This window comes from Polaribacter sp. SA4-12, from assembly GCF_002163675.1.
Classification (GTDB): domain Bacteria; phylum Bacteroidota; class Bacteroidia; order Flavobacteriales; family Flavobacteriaceae; genus Polaribacter.
Window position 1 is genome coordinate 3,759,210 of the sequence record NZ_CP019334.1, and the last position, 19,057, is coordinate 3,778,266.

The following is a 19,057-nucleotide window of genomic DNA, read 5'->3' on the forward strand; positions in this document are numbered from 1 at the left end:
AAACAGAAGGTTTTAAGTTTAACCATATGTTACTTGATTAAGTTCTTTTTTTGCTTTAAAAGACCAATGATTAGCTAAATTTGTGTTTACATTAAGAATGCTAATTCAGAAAAGAATCATAAATAAATATGATTTTCATATAGATTCGTTATTTAGGATTCAATAAACACTATAATTATATACAAATGAAACATATGTCTTTTTTTAAAAATAATTTTCTGCCAGTTTTACTACTTCTGTTTTGTTTCGAGTTAACTTATGCACTTCAACCACCAACTCCTCCTTCAGGAAAAGTTTGGGTACTAAATCATGAAATGAGTGACGAATTCGATGTTAACAGTCCAGATATAAGTAAATGGAATGTCTTTGATAAAGGAAACTCGTGGGATAGAACTTCGGCTTTCGATAAAAGAATTCACGAAGCAGTAAAAGATCCTAATTCAGATAACTATTATTTGTCAATGAACCCAATGTGGTATTATGAAGACGAACGTTTTACAAGTAGTGGAGGACGTACATATAATTTTGCTGGTGGTGGTATGGATACTCATACTATGCAAACTTATGGTTATTTTGAAGTTCGTATTAAACCTTCAGATTTTCCTATGGGATCAGGTGTGTTTATGAATTCGAGAGGAACTACAGGTGGTTCTTGTAATCAAAAATATGCAACAGAATTAGATATTATTGAGAACATGGGATATACAGGGCCAGGTGCAGGTAGTTTTAATAATTACCAACATGTAAACTCTCATGCTAAACCTTATAGCGATGCTTCTGGCTCTTGTGAAACTATCAAATATGAATCTACAAACAGTGGTGTAAGTGGTAAACCATTAGAGAAACCACTTGATTTTAATACTGTTGGTATGTGGTGGAAAGATGAAGATACAGCAGAGTTTTATAATAATGGCGATTATTTTGGGACAATAACACCTACGAGAGATTTTTATCTTCCAATGCCGATAATTCTAACAATGGAAACTTATGGGTGGGGAAATGATGAAAATAATGCTACAAATCCTAAACCTGTAGAATGGATGTTTGAAGACAGTTTTCGTTCAAAAGAACAACGTGCAGTATTGTACGATTGGGTTCGTGTATGGAAATTAACAGATATAGATGCAACAGTATTAAATGATGGAGTTAATAATGTTAAAGGGCTAGTAGAAACGATTAACGAATACCCAACAAATAAACTTTCGGCAACTGTAATTTATTCAGCTACAGCAAATAAAAATGTTGTTGCAACTCTGTACGATCCCTCAAATAATGTATTAGCTGTTCAAAATTTTGAGGTTACAAAAGGTGTACGATCTATTTTTACAGAATTTAATTTGGATTCAGATTTAGCCATTGCTAATAACTACAAAATAGTTTTTGAAATAAAAGAAGGTACAACATTACTTACTTCAGATACTACGATTGTAAACATAGTAACAAAACCTTTAGAAAAAAAATTATGGAGAGATGGTATACCAACGTCTTTAGTTCCAGGATTTAATACATACGACATTGATGTAAAATATGAAACAGATGTTAATAGTACTTTAGTAATAGAAGTTAGAAAACCAGATGGAAGTTGGTTTGGAGGAGGAAATAAAAATGTAACTGCTGGTAACGGAGTTGCTACTGTAACTATAAACACACCACAGGTTACAACTGTAGCCGCAAATTATTTTTATAAAGTATATATGTATCGTCAAGGTATGGACTGGAGAGATCCATTAAATGTTTCTATTTCTCCTACTATTTATTTTAATGTAGAAGAACCAATTACACCTAGTATCTCGATAACATCTGCTCCAACTGAGTTTAAACAAGATATTTCTAAAATTGATGTAGAATTTAATTATGCTACCACAAAAAATGGAATTTTAAATATTGAGTTGATTAATAATTTAGATCAAGTTGTAGCTAGTGAAACAAGAACTGAAAGAATTGGTAGTAGAACTCTAACACGTTCTGTTACTTTAAATTCAATTATAAATCCTGGTGATGACTATAAGATTACTGTTAAATTTAGTCCAGAAGATGGATCATTTGAAGATCTAATTGACACTGTTTATAATGTTAATGTCACTGGAGATGTAGTTTCTGTTGATGATTTTATGAACTCTAATGATAAAATGTCTATTTATCCAAATCCTACAAAAGGGGCGTTAACTATTAATTTAGATGTTGCTTCTATGGTTGTAATTCAACAAATAGAAGTGTTTAGTTTAGATGGAAAGAAAGTAACTAGTTTTAATTTAGAAGAAAAGAAATCATCGAGTGTTATTGATGTTTCTCAATTAGAAAAAGGTGTTTATTTTGTTAAAGTTATTACTAATAAATTAGTATACTCTAAAATATTTATAAAAAAATAATTCTATATTATTCTTTTAAATAAAAAACCGAGCAATTTGCTCGGTTTTTTATTTTAATTCAAAAGTGTTTAGAATACTAACAATTATTAATTTTTTAATACAATTCTAAACCTAGCATTTCCTTCTTTTAAATGTTCAATAGCTTCATTAATTTTTTCGAAAGGAAACTCTTCAACTGTTGGGTAAATTTTATGTCTTACACAAAAATCGAGCATAGTTTTAGTTAAAGCAGGACTTCCTAAAGGGCTTCCTCCAACAGTTTTTTCACCATTAATTAAAGTAAATGCTGGTATTGCCATTGGTTCTAAAACAGCACCTACTGTATGAAATTTCCCTTTTGGAGCTAAAGTTGTTAAATAAGAATCCCAATCTAAGGTAACATTTGTTGTATTTAGAATAAAGTTTAATTTTCCAGCAATACTTTCTAATTCTTCAGGAGATTTTGAATTGATTACTTGATTTGCTCCCATATTCAGAATTTTCTCTTTTTTATCTGGATTTGAGCTAAATGCTATTACTTCACATCCCCATGCTTTTAAAAACTTAAGAGCCATATGCCCTAATCCACCAATTCCTATAACACCAACTCTATCAGTAGGTTTTACATTCGCCAATATAATTGGATTAAAAACAGTAATTCCACCACAAAGTAATGGACCAGCTTTACTCATGTCAATTCCTTTAGGAAGAGGAATTGCCCAAGACCAATGTCCTCGAACATAATCAGCAAAACCTCCATGTCTGCCAACAATTGTTGCTTCGTGGCTACCACAAAGATGATGAGAACCATCCATACATTCTTCACAACTCATACAAGAAGCAGAAAACCAACCTAATCCTACTTTGTCTCCAACTTTTAAGTTTTTAACAGCACTACCTATCCCTACAACTTCACCAACTATTTCGTGACCTGGAACGACTGGGTATTGAGTCATTCCCCAATCGTTATTGATCATACTTATATCAGAATGACAAATACCACAATAAGACACTTTAATGTCTACTTGTTCAGTACCTATTTCTCCTAATTCATAAGAATAGGGAGTTAGTTTAGCTTTTGGCTCAATTGCCGCATATGCTTTTACTTTCATATATTTAATTTTATAAATTGTTTTAATTATTTTTTATAAGTGCTACTATCTAAGTTTACTTTTAAATACTCTAGTTTTGTTGTATGATTTTTGTAATTAAATAATTTTTACTTTTGTGTTTTGGATGTCCTAAATATTATTAAATAATAGAATCTACCATATAATAAATGCCTGTAAACCTATATATTTAGGAGACAGAGTATAGGCCACATAATAAAAGTGACTTTAATTTTTCTGGAAGTGATTGCCAAGAACTTTAATACAAATTATAAACACAAAGAATGTTTTGATTGCTTTCTATTGAAAGTTATTTTTTTATGAATTTTTGATTAAACAATGTACCGATCGATGAATTTATTGTCATAAAGTATACACCAGGTAACAATTCATTTACAGAAATAGTAATTATTTTCTTATTAAGAATGTTTTTATCAGAAGAAACTTTTTTTACAAGACTACCCAATAAATTATATATTTTAATATCATAATAATTATTGATATTTTCAGGTAAAATCACGCTCATTTCATTAGAAACAGGATTAGGAAATATAGATAACTTAGAAATTAAAACCTCATTTGTACTTAATGCATTACCAGTATCTTCAATGGCATTAACACCTGCTGTCCATTGTGTTCCATTTAATTCATAAGCGCCAATATCTGGAGAACTCCCTTTAAAAGGTTTATTAAAACCTGTAATAATTTGAGCTTTGTCTACAACAGCACTACCGATTTTGGGCATAAAATCTAAATTACTAGGATCATTAAAAGGAGATGTACTCATAATTAAGTTATTTTGAATATCAAATTCTTGAGTTCCATTACCTGTAAACCAACTTCCAGCATTTGCAAAATTATTATACACTTTATTATTCTGTTGAGCAAATCCATTTACCCAAGAATCCATAGCACATTCCGCATTCCAAATAGTATTATGAAAAAAATCTAAATCAGTATTATTCCAATTGATTTGATATCCACTCCAAGATACATTCCAAATTACGTTATGATGTACTGAATAGCCTTTACTATCATTATCAAGGTAAATTCCTGCAGCTTTTCCTGGTTCACCAGAAGCGTGAGAATATTGAGGCGCTGTAGAATCGTGAAACCAATTATGATGTATTTCAGTATTTTTTAATGATGAATTACCAACTGTATAAAATATACCAGAATCACTATTAATTAATTCTGCAAAAGAAACATCGTTATAAGCAATTTCACAATTTAAACCAGCAACAAACATTCCATCTCTACCTGCATTTGTAATTGTATTTTTCAAAACTTTTACATTTTCTGCGGTTGATCTAATTGGAGTTGCATGAATACCATTGTAATCTATATTACTTATATAATTACCTTCAATAGTTGTATTGTGAGCTCCAGACCAATTGCTAATCATAATTCCGCTTACTGAACTATGATTAATTGTGCAGCCCTTAATTAATGTATTTGCACCTAAAATTTCAATGGCAGCTTCACCAACACTTGCTCCTGTATTTGTTAAAGAATCATGACCTTCACTTCCATGAATTATTTTACAATTTTCAATAATATTATTATCAGCATTAATATGTATTTTTATACTTCCACCAAAAAAATCAATTCCTTCAATTTTTATGTAATCTCCTTTTAATTCTGATATAAATTTTGTTGTAGCATATTCTACAGTTCCATCTGTAGGTAGGTTACTATCAGAAGGTTGAAAATAAAGAGTACTTGTTGAAGCATCATAATACCATTCCCTAGCATAATCTAAAGCTTCTAATTTGTTAAATAAATACAATTGTCCTCTTTGATTGTTTGCTTGATTATTTCTCCAAGCTGTTGGATTGTGTGGTTTAAAAGGCCATTTATTGATGTCAACTCCTGTATGATTTATGCTACTAGTTGTACTACTTGTTATAGTTCTTGTCCAACTTGCTCCAGAATGCGCTCCTAAATAATATACCAAACCACCAGTCCAATCTATATTTGGAATCCCACTAGCCAAAAAATGTGAACCATCTCCTCCTGTAACAGGTGTACTATTTAATGTCCATCGATTATTGTCATTATTATTTGGCCATCGTGCTAAATCCATATATTCATTATTATGATAAATAGCACGAAATCTACTATCTATAGACATATTTACATTTGCCTTGTAAATATTTCCACTATGACTTTGCCAACCATTAATTTTTTTTGTGGCTCTAATTTGAACACTTTCACCATCAGCAGCCTTAAAGGTTAAATAATTACCAGCTGTACCACTTTTATTAACAATTAAAGCTTCTTCATAAACACCTTCTCTAATAATACAAACATCTCCACTAGACATTACAGAAATAGCTTTGCTAAATGTTTTAAAAGGATTGTTTTCAGAACCATCATTAGTATCATTTCCGTTAGTAGCTACATATACGTTTTGAGCGTAAAATGCTGACTGACAAAATAAAATTATAACAATAAAATATAAATTGGTCTTTTTAATCATAAGGAGATTATTTAATTCCGGTATTTACTTTACTCATTCTAGTTTTGTTATAAAGAACCAATAATTCATCAACTTTATTTTGATGTTTTGGATGCTTAATTAAGTTCTTTTTATCATTTTCTGATGGATTATCAGTCAAATTAAAAAGAGCAACTAATTTTTGATTTTCTTGAGATTTAGCGTTGTCTTTAAACTTAAGAATCAATTTCCAACCATCTTTAATGATCATATTTTCTGCACCTGTACCAGCTTGTGTAATTAAAAAAGGATGTGGTTTTATTTCCTTTTTACTCAATAAAATTGGTAATAAGTTAGAAGAATCCATAGCTTCTTTTTCTTTTAACTTTTGATTGGTTAAGGCTGCCAAAGTTGCCATAATATCAATTCCTAAAATAGCATCATTATTAACACCTGGTTTTATTTTTCCTGGCCAATGTGCAATAAAAGGAACTTTATTTCCACCTTCCCAAGCTTGGTTTTTCCCACCTCTATAAACGCTATTTGATTTATGTCCAGATTTAATTGTTTTTCCAATCTGCAGTCCTCCATTATCAGAAGTAAAAATGATTAATGTATTTTCATAAACGCCTTTTTTCTTTAAAGCGCTCACAATCATTGACATTTGTACATCTAACTCTTTCACCATATCTAAATGATTAGAAGGTGTTGTGCCTGCAATTTTAACTCCGTTTAATTTTTTAGTGGGTGTGTGAGGTTTATGAACTGCTTGTGTACAGTAATACATAAAGAATGGTTTCTCTTTATTACTTTTCTGTTTGATAAAATCCACAGCTTTATTCACTAAAAGATCACCTGCGTTAAAAGGATTCCAATGACTGTCTCCTAAACCTTCCATTTTATCCAATTTAAAACCAATTTTGTCCATATTCTTTTGAGTGATTTGAACAATTTTAGATTTTCTATGCAAAGGATACATTTCTCCATTTTCGTACACTGCATAAGGTGCAGCTTGAATTCCTGCAGGATACATAAAACTATAATCAAAACCATTTTGAACAGGACCTTTATCTACAACCTTTGTAATATCTACATCTAATTCAGGCTTATGTCTCGGACCTCTGTATATCGTATTTGCATCGTCTTTTCTCGTGAAATCCATTCCAAATCCCCATTTACCAAAAAAGGAAGTATTGTATCCAGCTTGTTTCATCAACTGACCTAAAGTAATGTCTGTTGAAGAAATTGGAGATTCTTGATAACTTCCCCAAACACCTCTAGGAGCATAACTTCTATAACAATGATTTCCTGTCATTATAGCATATCTAGTTGGTGCGCATAACGCAGCAGGTGAATGTGCATCTGTAAAAAGAACACCTTCACTCGCCAATTTATCTATTGTAGGAGTTTCTAAAATTATATTTTTAGAATGTATTTTTCTGTATTTAGAAATGTCTCCAACACCAATATCATCAGCCAAAATAAAGATTACATTTGGTCTGTTTTGTGCAATTGTTGATGTTAAAATGAATGCAAACATCAATAAGAAAAATACTTTTTTCATCTATTTATTTTTTAAGTAACAACCAATTTAAGTTTACAATCTTTGTTGCTCCCCAAACAGATTTAAAAACGACTGTGATATCTTTAATTCCTGTTGGATTACCAACTAATTCTGTTTCTATGGTTTGCCATTTGTTATAACCACCTGTATAATTTACAGGAAAAGTAGCAATTAACTTTCCTTTTGTTCCTCCTAAACGAACTTCGAAACTTCCGTTTCTTTGTCCACTTGCAACTCTAGCTTGAATTTTCTTAGCTTCTCCTTTACCAAAATCAACTCCATTAAAACGAACAGTACTCATCATTTTAGTATCGCTAACCATCCATCCATTAGGCTCATTACCACCAACAAATGTTGCTTTTGCATTATAAATATCATTATATCTATCAACTTGAATCGTATCATTAACTCTTGGATTACCAATACCTCTTAAAGTTGGTTTTACTTTTTTAATGGTTCCGTCTTTTTTGAACTCCATATAATCTGCTCTCATAGAACGTAGTTTACTGTAACCACTTACACTCCACCAGTGATAAAATAAAATCCATTTTCCTTTGTATTTTACAATTGAATGGTGATTTGTACCATTATCGATATTATCCATAATTTTACCAGCATACACATAAGGACCTAATGGTTTTTTACTCATAGCATAACCAATAGTATAACCTTCATCAGGAAAAACGTGTGCAAATGTTAAATAGTAATTACCATTATGTTTAAATGGAAAAGGACCTTCTACATAACCAGCAGGAATTCCTTCTATTTTTATAGCCTCACCATCTATTTTTTTCATATTCTTGTTCAGTTTTGCGCCTTTTATGGTTTTATCACCTGCAAAAAATATGTATCCTTTTCCATCATCATCTATCATTAAACCTGGATCAATTCCATCAATTCCTTTAATGTAATTTTTCTCCCATTTAAAAGGACCTGTTGGACTTTTAGAAACACCTACACCAATTCTTCTAAAAGAAGTACCATCTTTTGGTGGAGCTGGATAATAGTAGTAATATTTACCATCTCTTTCTATACAATCTGGCGCCCACATTCCGTAAGAATTTTTCTTACCCCAAGGCACTTCATTCTGATCTAAAATTACACCATAATCTTTCCAAGTATTTCCATTTTCTAAAGAGAAAATATGGTAATCTGGCATACAAAAACGTGGTGCTACAATTCCTTCTGGAGGAACAGCATCGTGAGAAGGATAAATATATAATTTACCATTAAAAACACGTGCAGTAGGATCTGCTGTGTGAATATTTGTTACTAGTGGGTTTTGAGCAAAACTGTTAATTGTTAAACAAATAATTATAATTGTGACTACTTTTTTCATTCTATTTTGTTAAATTCAATTTTATTGATACAGATTCTAAACCCTTGCTTGAAGCTGTAAACTGGATATTTCCAGCAGTTTCTGTCGTTTTAATAATTGCTAAACATTTACCGTTAAAAGCTTTTCTGTTTGATGCTTGAAAAGAAGCGTGACTAAAATTATCTCCATTTCCAACACCTATTAAAGTTGCTTCACCCTCAATATTAAAATTGATAAGATTATCTGCTTTTGGAACTACATTTCCTTCTTTATCTAAAACAGTACACTCAATATATGCTAAATCTTTGCCATTTGCGTTTAATTCTGTACGTCTTACTTTTATGTCTATAGAATGTGCTTTTCCTGCAGTTTTCACTTCTTTTGACGCGTGTGTTTTTCCGTTTTTAGAAGCTACCGCTTTTAAAGATCCAGGTTTGTAAATTACTTTCCAAGTTTGATATTCTACACTATTAGTATCATTTTTTTGTTTTCCTAATGACTTTCCATCTTGAAAAAGTTCTACTTCATCACCATTTGTAAATGCATAGACGGTTACTTCTTTTCCTTCTTGATCTTCCAAATTCCAATGAGGAAAAATATGAACCATTGGTTTATCTGACCATTGAGATTGATAAAAATAATACCCATCTTTTGGAAAACCACATAAATCGATAGGAGCAAAGACCGAAGAACGAGAAGGCCATCCAAAAGGAATAACTTCACCTAAATAATCCCAACCAGTCCAAATAAATTGTCCCATAATATTTGGTTTATTTTTAATAGCTCTCCAAGCTTCTATACCTGGTTCTGCAATTAACTCTCTCTGCTTTATCCAGTTATAAGAATCATCGTATTTGTAACCTAATTTTTCCCACCATTGTTTTTCTCCTTCATCAAAAACATAGGTTGAACGTGGGTAAAATGATTGTGCAGATTGACACTCTGTAACAACTCCCATTGCATCTGGTGCAATTTTGTTTTCTCGAGCTAAACCATTTTCTTTTATATAATTGTATCCACGAATGTCACTAGTTGATGCAGCTGCTTCACTAGGCCATTCATCCCATCCATAACCGATTAAACCATTAGTTACTGGTCTATCATCTAATTTATGAATAATATCAATTAATCTATTTGCGATTGGAACTCCCTCATGAGTTTTCATTTGATTGATTTCATTACCAATACTCCACATAATTACAGATGGATGGTTTCTATCTCTCAAAACAAAATCAGTTAAATCTTTATCTGCCCATTCTTTAAATTTTGAAGCATAAAAATCTACAGGAATTCTAATTTTTTTACCATCTTGAATTGTAGTTGGTTTTTTAGGGATTTCCCATTCATCAAAGGCTTCATTTAACACTAAAAAACCCATTTCATCACAAACATCTAAAAATTCTGTAGAAAAAGGATTGTGTGCAGTTCTTACTGCGTTACAGCCCATTTCTCTCAATATTTCTAATTGCCTTTGAATAGTTCTCTTGTAAATTGCTGAACCTAAAGGACCACCATCATGATGTAAACAAACACCTTTTAGTTTTGTTTGAACACCATTAATAGAGAAACCTGTGTCTTTATCGAAATCTAATTTTCTAATACCAATTTTAGTGGTTTCTTCACCTAAAACTTCATCATTTTTTAATATTTGAACTTTTACAGTATATAAATGTGGGTTTTCTGGAGACCATAATTCTGGGTTATAAACCTCAACAGGAATTTCTAGTTTTTCTGAAGTGTTTGCATCAATTTTTATTAATTTTTCTTCCGAAGAAATAATAGAGTCATTTTTAATAATGATTGTTTTTGCAATTATATTAGAAGTTTCAACTTCATTCTTAATAGAGAAGGCTGTTTTAATCGTTGCTTTTTCTTTTGATATTTTAGGAGTTGTTACATATAAACTCCAATTAGGAATATGTATTTTATTTCTAATTTTTAAAGTAACGTTTCTATAAATTCCTGTTCCAGAATACCAACGATGCCCAGGCTGAACAGAATTATCGATAGTTACAGTTACTATATTTTCTTTATCAAAGTTAATGTACTCTGTTAAGTCATATTCAAAACCAATATAACCTAAAGGTCTGTGTCCAACTTTATTTCCGTTTATATAAACAGTAGAATTTCTATATACACCATCAAAATAAATAGATACTTTATGATTTTCTTTATCAGCATTAACAGTAAAACTTTTTCTGTAAGTAGATTTACCTGTTGGTAACCAAGCACCTCTAGAAAAAGAAGGATTGTCTTTAGAAAAAGGACCTTTTATACTCCAATCGTGAGGGATTGTTACTTTTTTCCAACTAGAATCGTTAAAATTGGGTTTTATAGCATCAAGAATTTCTTCTTTAGCAAATTTCCAATCTTTATTAAAATCAATAGTCTGATAATGTGCTTTTTCTTCTTTCAAACAGGAAAAAAAAGAAAAGATACTTAGAAGTAAAATAGCAAAAAGCACTTTTTGTTTAGAATTTAAAAATCTTTTTACGAACTCCATAAGTATCTTTTTTAATTACATTTATTTAGTTCTAAACTCAAATACTGGTGATTGAGAATTATTACCATGTTTGTCTTTAGTAACAACTTGCCAATAATAAATTTGGTTAGCTTCTAAAGATAAATTATCCATACTTGTGTTTGTTGTTGATTCTTTAAGTGTAGTTGGCGGATTTGTAGTTGCTAAGTAAACATCATACTCTTCAATATCATTATCAATGTCATTTCCAGTCCAATTAATAGAAGTAGAAACTTCTACAGTACTTCCCATAATTGGGCTTACCAATTCTGCTGGAAATGGGGCATAATTTTCAATTGCAACACCTGCGTTATAAAATTTCCATGTTTCACTACTATTTGTATCAGATACACCATTTGTACTTGATATTATTGACCAAGAATAAGGTACTCCTCTTAACAAATTTGTGATTAAATTTGTTTTAGTTGTGCTAATTTCTTCAATAGATTCTGTCTCTAAATTTTTAATAACTAATGTATATCGATCTGCATTTTTTGCATCATTCCATTCAAAAACAATTTTGCTATGTGTACTTGAAATTATATTTCCTTGATTACATTCAGCATCTTTTACAGGTGATATGAGTATGGCAGCATCTGGTTTTGTTGCTGGGTTTTCATCAACTCCATCTTCACCTTTACTACCACAACTAACAATAGTTACTACGCAAAGAGTTAAAAAAAAGAGTTTTATATATTTAGAATTTATCATTGTTTTATAATTTTAAAGTTAGAATTTACATTGTTACCAACTACTCTTACAAAATAAATGCCTTTAGATAGGTGGTTTATATTTACAAGTGTACTTCTGTTCTGATTTGTAATGCTTTTTTGCAAGACTACTTTACCAGTAGAAGATATTATTTGATAACTTACATTTTTGTTTTCATCCGAAGGAAAAGCAATCGTAAAATTATCTTTTACTATAGAAGGATATACAATAATATTATCAAAAAGGATTATCTTTTTTTCGTATTTACCTTGACAATTTTTATTTGTAGATACCTTTAAGTTATTTTCACCAGGTATTAGTTGAAGAGTAATGCTTTTTTTATCTGTTACTGTGATAATACCGTTTAAATTAATTCGATAGATATCACTTCCTTCAAGATTTACTGTAACACTTTTCTTCTTTTTATTTACTTTAGAATAAACTGATAAATTTTCTGGTTGAGTTATTTTAACGTTAAAACATTGTTTATAATCTGCATTTTCTGTTGTAGTTATACATATCGTATAATCGCCAGAGGCTAAAGTATCAAAAATTACATTTTCATTTGAAGTGAAATTTTTAGATATAGTAGTACCTTCAATTTTTGCTGTAAGTTCATAAGAAGTTTCTTTTGAGTTAATTTCTATAGAACCATTCTTACTATTAACGCAAGTTTCTCCTTTTGTTAATACAGTAAAATTATCTGTTGCCAACGTAAATACTTCACATCCTTCAGAATCTACTGTTAAACCAATTTGTGTATCTGGACATTTATCTAAACTGTCTATAACTCCATCAAAATCTTGGTCATCTTTAGGTATTTCATTACAATTTTCACCAGGTAAACCATAACAACCTAATTGTGCAGGTCCAAACAATGGGTTCCAATCGATACCAGCAACCCAATTTTCGCCTCCATTTTCATAAGCACCAATATCTGGTTTATCACCAATAAATCCATCAGTTATTCCAGCAATTTCTCTTCCTTGGTTAATAGGTGATGATCCACTTATTAAGGTAAAATCTCCATTATTGGCATTATTAAAAACACTAGAATCTACAACTAAGTTATTTTGTTTGTCAGATTCAGGTTCCCAATTATCATCACTTCCTAAGTTATTCCAAACCTTCACATTTGTAAATGAAGTACCTGCTTGATGCCAAGCCCCCATAACAGCTTCACCATTCCATAGAGTATTGTTATAGATTTCTATATCTTTTCCATCCCAGTTAATTTGAATACTAGTCCATTCTGTATTCCAAACAACATTATGATGCACTTTAAAACTTTCTGCATCGTTATCTAAGTATATACCTGCAGCTTTCTTTTTTGTACCACTAGAATACGCATCATGAAACCAATTGTGATGAATTTCTGTATTTTCTTGAAAACCTACTGTGTAAAAAAGAGCACAATCATCTGCTATTAAATTACTTCTAGAAATATCATTATATGCAATTTCATTATTGGATCCATTATAGTTAATACCATCTCTACCACCTTTTCTTACAGTGTTATTAATGAATTTAGAATTATGCATACCTCTTAAAACTGCAGGAGCATCATAAGAACCTAATGAATTAAAATCGTGAATTAAATTATTTTTAATTGTATGGTTATTACCTCTTACATTGATACCTGTTGCGGATCCATATGCAATTTCACATTTTTCAATTGTGTTAAAAGATCCTTGCATAATAATTGCAGCTACACCTGTATTAAATCCATTTTGAATTCCTTGAGTGTTTGAACCATATAAAGAAGTAATACCATATAAAACATTATTTGTGGTATTCGTATTTGTCTGCCAAGTAGTAGAATCTTCAAGATTTATAGTACCTCCAAAAACAGCTAAGTTTCTAACCTCTATATATTTTTTATTGCTTAAGTTAATTGTTTCTTTTCTTCTTCTCATTTTTACATCTCCATCTGCAGGAGCTGCTCCACTAGGAATTTGAACAAAAAGTTCTTTTGTAGAATTGTTATAATACCATTCGTTTTCATAATCTAGAGCGCCTTTTACTCCTTCTAAATAGAAATCTCCTTTATCTGCAGGAGCATGAAAAGTACGAATCCAATCTGGACTTTTATTTAAATGAAAGTTTACTCTTCCATTTGAACTACTTATAATTTTTTCTTTCCAAGCAATCCAACCAGAACCAGGTTTATCTCCATAAAACCATACAGCACCTCCTGTCCAATCTATATTTGGTATTGTGCTTTCTGTTAAATAAGCATTACTAGCAACTTCTTTGACACTACCTCCAGAATTTCTTAAAGTATTTAATTCAAAGGGATCTGAATCTGTTTTATTTGGCCATCTAGCTAAGTCTAATGCTGTTTCTTTATGCATTACAAAGTTCTCTTGGTTAAGAGTGCTAAAAGGTATTGTGGTTTTGTAAATTGAACCACTGTCTTGCGTCCAACCAGATAATGCTTCCATAGCACTAATTATTACTTTTTCTTCAGTAAAAGATTGAAATATTATTGGGTTTCCAGCAGTTCCTGAATTTTGTGGAGCTAAAGTTTCTTCATAAGTACCTTCTCTAATATAAACGATATCACCAGCAACAGCTACACTTGCAGCTTTACTAATTGTTAGGTAAGGATTCTCAATCGTTCCTGTATTTGAATCGTCTCCATTTTTTGCTACATAAATATCTTTTGCAAAAGAATTTAAAAAGAGCATTAAAAAAGGAATTACTAATATGCCTTTGTAATTTTTAATTTTCATCATTTATTTGTTATTAATTATATTTTGAAGAATAGCTTCGTACTTTTTTACTTTTTCAGGAAATTTTGATGCAAGATTATTTTTTTCGCCTTTATCAATTTTTAAATCGAATAATTGAGGTTCTGATGATATACCTGCATTAATACCTTTATCGTTTTTTATCCAATCATAGTTATTGCCTGTTTTAGGTTGAATATATTTGTACTTATGATCTCTATAAGCAAAAGTGTAGGCTTCCTCTAACATAGAATCTCTTCCTTTTTTGCTTTTACCAATCCAAGTATTCCAATGATCTTGACTATCAATAACATCTTCTGGTAACTTTTGATTTGTCATTGCAGTAATTGAAGCAACTAAATCTACTTGATTCATTAATGCATCTGATTTTGAGGGTAAAATTGTTTTAGGCCAATAAGCAATTGTTGGCACTCTTGTGCCACCTTCATAAATACTATATTTTCCTCCAGAAAACTCTCCGGCAGGTTTGTGATTCCCAATTAACTCTACTGCTTGGTCTAAATAACCATCATTTAAAACGGGGCCATTGTCACTCGTGAAAATGATAACTGTGTTATCTGCAATTCCAAGTTCTTCTACCTTTTTTATAATCTCTCCAACTACATAATCCACTTGAACTATAGCATCTCCTCTTGGTCCCATTTCACTTTTACCTTTAAAAGAATTATGTGGAGATCTAGGTACGTGAATATCATGAAAAGAATAAAATAAAAAGAAAGGATTTTTATGATTTTCATCTATAAATTGATGAGCTTTTTTAGTAAAAACAAAAGGAAAATCTTCATCAATCCATTCAGCAGATTTCCCTCCACCCATATAACCAATTCGACTTAAACCGTTAACAATTGTTTTGTTGTGTTGTGGATCTGCAACTTGTTTTCTTAATTCAGGGTTTTCTATTCCTGTTGGTCTATTTCCAACTTTTTGATCATAGCTAACAGAAAGAGGATCTTCTTTAGATAAATTTAAGACAGTACCGTTTTCCATAAATACAGTAGGTACTCTGTCACCAGTTGCTGGAAGTAAAAAGCTATAATCGAATCCAACTTGATTCGGACCAAGAGTAATTTTTTCATTCCAGTTAATATTACCGTCTCCTAAACCTAAATGCCATTTACCTACTACACCAGTTGTATAACCAGCTTTTTGTAAAATTTTAGGTAAAGTAGTAGCGGTAGTATCAATCAATAACGGAGCATCTCCCTGTAAAACTGCAGCATTTTTTCTAAAAGCGTAATTCCCTCTTAAAAGTGAGTATCTAGAAGGCGTACAAGTTGCAGCAGAACTATGTGCATCTGTAAAAAGCAAACCATTTTTTGCCATTTTATCAATGTTGGGGGTTTTAACACCTACAGCTCCATAACAACCAACATCTGCATATCCTAAATCATCGACATATAAAATGATGATATTTGGTTTTTTTGATGTTTCATTATCAACTTTATTGATGTTTTTTTCATTTCCACAAGAAAGTAGCGTTAATAAGATTGCAAATAATAAGATTGTCTGTTTTTTATACATACTATTCTTTTTTTAATGTGTAAGACCTTACCCAGTCGTAATAAGTTGTATTTTTTGAGTTGTCAGCCAATTCTTCTGGAGTTGGAGCTGTTTCCCAATCATACGTTTCTGTAACCATATGCATATACATAGGTCTATCAAAAGGAGTTTCACTAAACTCTTTACTTGGATTCATTGTAAATTGATACTTACCATCTAAATATATTTTTATAGTACTAGCATCTACCCACCAGCAGCCATAAACATGATAAGCTTCATTTGCAGGAGGGGCTATTTTTGGATGAACTTCTGGTCCTTTAGATTTTACAATTCTTTCTCCTTCACATGAATAATGAAAAATATGAGTATTAGAGTGTAGTTTTCTTGTAAAATCGGCTCCTTTTTTTTGTTGACCAACAATTTCTACAATATCTAATTCTAATTGTTCTGTTGGGCAATCGTTATTTTCAGCTTTGTTTTTTAACCAAAATGTTGATGACATAGAAATGCTAGAAGCTTTCATTTTTGCTTCATAATAACCATAAAAAGCATCGGTTGCTACAGAGGCAACTGCTCCACCCGCAATATTATATTTTTCATCACCTTTTAATACTGAATTTTTGATATGAAGATTTCCATATTTTACAGAAACAGCAGAAGCTCTAAAAGTTGCAGGTGGTCTTCCGTTTTTCCAATAAGGAGATCTGTCATACCATTTTTTATCATCCAATTTATCTCCTTCAAACTCATCAGAAAATTTTTCATTTTTAACCCATTTAAAACCTTTTGGAGGTGCAGGTGTTTGTGAATGAATAATTATTGAAGTAATTAAAAAACATAGAAAAAATACTGTTTTCTGATTCATTATCGAATTCGTTAAAATGAATAGCAAATTTAAAGGAATATAAAACCTGTAATAATTACATATGTTTTTTATAGTATAACAAATGTATTTTTAATCTACTTTAAAATCCATTTCTTTAATAATTGCGTCCAGTTACCGATGTTTTTATTACTTTTTCCAAACCCAAAACCATGACCTCCTTTTGGATAAATATGAAATTCTGTTGGAATATTTTTACTTTTTAAGGCTTGGTAAAAAAGCAAAGAATTTTCGATTGGAACAGCATTATCATCTGTACAATGAATGATAAAAGTTGAGGGTGTTTCCTTAGAAACTTGTAATTCGTTTGAAAATAAATTCACTAGTTTTTCACTCGGTTTTTTACCTAAAAGATTAAATCGAGACCCTTTATGAGTACTGTTTTTTTTCATTGAAATTACTGGATAAATAAGTGCCATAAAGTTTGGCTTTGCACTAAGAGTATCTATAATATCTTTAGCTTCATAGGATTTAAAATTAAATTTAGTGCCTAAAGTAGAGGCTAAATGACCTCCAGCAGAAAAACCAATGACTCCAATTTTGGTAGGGTCAATATTATACTTTTTACTATCATTTCTAATCAATCTAATTGCTCTTTGTGCATCTTGTAAAGGAGCTAAATGAGGTTTTATAATAGATTTAGAGTTTGGAAGCCTATATTTTAAGACAAAAGCAGTAACGCCAATAGAATTAAACCATTTAGCAAAGTCTAAGCCTTCATAATCATATGCTAAAACACCGTAACCTCCTCCAGGTAAAATTAATACTGCTTTTTTATTGGCAAGTTGTTTTGGTGCTATAAAAACATCAAAACTTGGGTTTTGAACATTTGAAATTCTAGTAATATTTGTAGTTATAACGATTTCTTTGTCAGATGATTCTATTTGATTTGGAACTGTTTTCCAAAGCAGAACAGTTTCATTTTGTGAAAACGAAATTTGAGTTGTTAGTACAAAGCAAAAGATTAGAATTAATGATTTTCTCATGAGTTCTTTTTATTAAAGAAAGCACTTGCTTGTTTTTTGCAGAACTGTGGTATTTCTGATATTTGCTTCAATTTCATTTGTTTATAATAGATTTCTGCAGCTTCAGATTGAATCTGAATTTTACCTTCTGTCATTGTTTGCCAAGTACCGTTCAATTTAGCAAAACCATCTTTTACAATCATTACAATTTTTCCATTTAAAACATGTATTGAAACATTGTCTAAACAGATTAGCTCCATTGTATTCCATTCTCCATGTGGTTTTTCAGGATCTCCAGGTTTAAAGCATCTTCCTGTTTCAAAATCTGGTCTGTTCCAAGAAAAATCATTCAGTTTTCCAGCCGGATCAAAAACATATTTATCTCCAATTTTTGTTGATGGACTTTTAGCTTTTACATCTGTTTTACCTTCACCAATTGTAATGAAATCTCCACAATCTGTTTCTTGAACTTCGCATTCTAAACTCGTCATCCAAACATTCCAAAAATCGGTATAATCACCAACACTGTGATATAAAATTCCGCTATTCCTTTTCTTATTTAAACGTGGTTTCCATTTTTTATTTCCCCACTTAAATTGCCATTTTAAATGATAATTTTTATATTCTTTCTTAGTAACTAAACCAGCAAAAATCTCACCAGTAATTTTTAAAACATTTTCGTTTCCTTGTTTTATCACAGAAAACACTTTTTTAGGATCTTTATTTAAGCCTATTGGTTTTCCTATTCTAACATCGTCAAATTTCTCATAACCTTCAATTTCGGTAGAAGTATGTGGAGCTCCCATCCAAACGTCCCAAGAGGATAAATTTTTATCAATTAGATCTTGCCATTCATTATTTATCTTGACTTTTTCAGCCTCGTTTTTATTTGTTTTACAAAATGTAAAGCTTACAACTATTAATATTAGAGCAATTTTTTTCATA

12 protein-coding genes are annotated in these 19,057 nt (G+C 30.8%); 1 reads left to right on the forward strand and 11 read right to left on the reverse strand.

Annotated elements, in window-relative coordinates:
* The first annotated feature begins 194 nt into the window (after positions 1-194).
* Entirely contained in the window at positions 195-2,369 is a 2,175-nt protein-coding gene (locus BTO07_RS16215; protein WP_198342480.1) for a T9SS type A sorting domain-containing protein, read from the forward strand.
* Positions 2,370-2,455: 86 nt separating this feature from the next.
* Here the strand turns inward: BTO07_RS16215 and ahr are convergent, their stop codons facing one another.
* The 11 genes from ahr to BTO07_RS16270 all read right to left on the reverse strand — a co-directional run bounded on the left by ahr (position 2,456) and on the right by BTO07_RS16270 (position 19,056).
* Positions 2,456-3,460, reverse strand: a complete 1,005-nt coding sequence (ahr, locus tag BTO07_RS16220; RefSeq protein ID WP_087522232.1) for an NADPH-dependent aldehyde reductase Ahr — start codon at positions 3,458-3,460, stop codon at positions 2,456-2,458.
* A 307-nt stretch (positions 3,461-3,767) separates the two neighbouring features.
* A complete protein-coding gene (locus BTO07_RS16225) occupies positions 3,768-5,939 on the reverse strand; it encodes a T9SS type A sorting domain-containing protein (RefSeq protein ID WP_087522233.1) in 2,172 nt (723 codons plus the stop codon).
* Between the two features lie 7 nt (positions 5,940-5,946).
* Positions 5,947-7,461, reverse strand: coding sequence for a sulfatase family protein (locus tag BTO07_RS16230; RefSeq protein WP_232457056.1), 1,515 nt, complete (start codon positions 7,459-7,461; stop codon positions 5,947-5,949).
* Positions 7,462-7,465: 4 nt separating this feature from the next.
* On the reverse strand, positions 7,466-8,800 hold the full coding sequence (locus BTO07_RS16235) for a family 43 glycosylhydrolase (RefSeq protein ID WP_087522235.1): 1,335 nt from the start codon (positions 8,798-8,800) through the stop codon (positions 7,466-7,468).
* Position 8,801: 1 nt separating this feature from the next.
* Positions 8,802-11,282: a glycoside hydrolase family 2 TIM barrel-domain containing protein gene (locus BTO07_RS16240; RefSeq protein WP_087522237.1), complete on the reverse strand. Its 2,481-nt coding sequence runs from the start codon at positions 11,280-11,282 to the stop codon at positions 8,802-8,804.
* Positions 11,283-11,303: 21 nt separating this feature from the next.
* Entirely contained in the window at positions 11,304-12,011 is a 708-nt protein-coding gene (locus BTO07_RS16245) for a hypothetical protein (RefSeq protein WP_087522239.1), read from the reverse strand.
* Positions 12,008-14,749, reverse strand: a complete 2,742-nt coding sequence (locus BTO07_RS16250; RefSeq protein ID WP_087522241.1) for a T9SS type A sorting domain-containing protein — start codon at positions 14,747-14,749, stop codon at positions 12,008-12,010. The genes BTO07_RS16245 and BTO07_RS16250 overlap by 4 nt, the downstream gene beginning before the upstream one ends.
* Entirely contained in the window at positions 14,750-16,285 is a 1,536-nt protein-coding gene (locus BTO07_RS16255) for a sulfatase family protein (RefSeq protein ID WP_087522243.1), read from the reverse strand.
* 1 nt (position 16,286) lies between these two features.
* Positions 16,287-17,129 carry a family 16 glycosylhydrolase gene (locus tag BTO07_RS16260; protein ID WP_087522244.1) on the reverse strand — a complete coding sequence of 281 codons (843 nt, stop codon included), beginning with the start codon at positions 17,127-17,129 and terminating at the stop codon, positions 16,287-16,289.
* 95 nt (positions 17,130-17,224) lie between these two features.
* Positions 17,225-18,133 carry an alpha/beta hydrolase gene (locus tag BTO07_RS16265; protein ID WP_087522247.1) on the reverse strand — a complete coding sequence of 303 codons (909 nt, stop codon included), beginning with the start codon at positions 18,131-18,133 and terminating at the stop codon, positions 17,225-17,227.
* Positions 18,130-19,056 carry a 3-keto-disaccharide hydrolase gene (locus BTO07_RS16270; RefSeq protein WP_087522249.1) on the reverse strand — a complete coding sequence of 309 codons (927 nt, stop codon included), beginning with the start codon at positions 19,054-19,056 and terminating at the stop codon, positions 18,130-18,132. The genes BTO07_RS16265 and BTO07_RS16270 overlap by 4 nt, the downstream gene beginning before the upstream one ends.
* Between the last annotated feature and the right edge of the window lies 1 nt (position 19,057).

Excerpts from the sequence above, each read along its gene's own strand:
- BTO07_RS16215 (WP_198342480.1), top strand. The coding sequence starts at position 195 with ATGTCTTTTTTTAAAAATAATTTTCTGCCAGTTTTACTACTTCTGTTT.
- ahr (WP_087522232.1), bottom strand. The coding sequence starts at position 3,460 with ATGAAAGTAAAAGCATATGCGGCAATTGAGCCAAAAGCTAAACTAACT.
- BTO07_RS16225 (WP_087522233.1), bottom strand. The coding sequence starts at position 5,939 with ATGATTAAAAAGACCAATTTATATTTTATTGTTATAATTTTATTTTGT.
- BTO07_RS16230 (WP_232457056.1), bottom strand. The coding sequence starts at position 7,461 with ATGAAAAAAGTATTTTTCTTATTGATGTTTGCATTCATTTTAACATCA.
- BTO07_RS16235 (WP_087522235.1), bottom strand. The coding sequence starts at position 8,800 with ATGAAAAAAGTAGTCACAATTATAATTATTTGTTTAACAATTAACAGT.
- BTO07_RS16240 (WP_087522237.1), bottom strand. The coding sequence starts at position 11,282 with ATGGAGTTCGTAAAAAGATTTTTAAATTCTAAACAAAAAGTGCTTTTT.
- BTO07_RS16245 (WP_087522239.1), bottom strand. The coding sequence starts at position 12,011 with ATGATAAATTCTAAATATATAAAACTCTTTTTTTTAACTCTTTGCGTA.
- BTO07_RS16250 (WP_087522241.1), bottom strand. The coding sequence starts at position 14,749 with ATGATGAAAATTAAAAATTACAAAGGCATATTAGTAATTCCTTTTTTA.
- BTO07_RS16255 (WP_087522243.1), bottom strand. The coding sequence starts at position 16,285 with ATGTATAAAAAACAGACAATCTTATTATTTGCAATCTTATTAACGCTA.
- BTO07_RS16260 (WP_087522244.1), bottom strand. The coding sequence starts at position 17,129 with ATGAATCAGAAAACAGTATTTTTTCTATGTTTTTTAATTACTTCAATA.
- BTO07_RS16265 (WP_087522247.1), bottom strand. The coding sequence starts at position 18,133 with ATGAGAAAATCATTAATTCTAATCTTTTGCTTTGTACTAACAACTCAA.
- BTO07_RS16270 (WP_087522249.1), bottom strand. The coding sequence starts at position 19,056 with ATGAAAAAAATTGCTCTAATATTAATAGTTGTAAGCTTTACATTTTGT.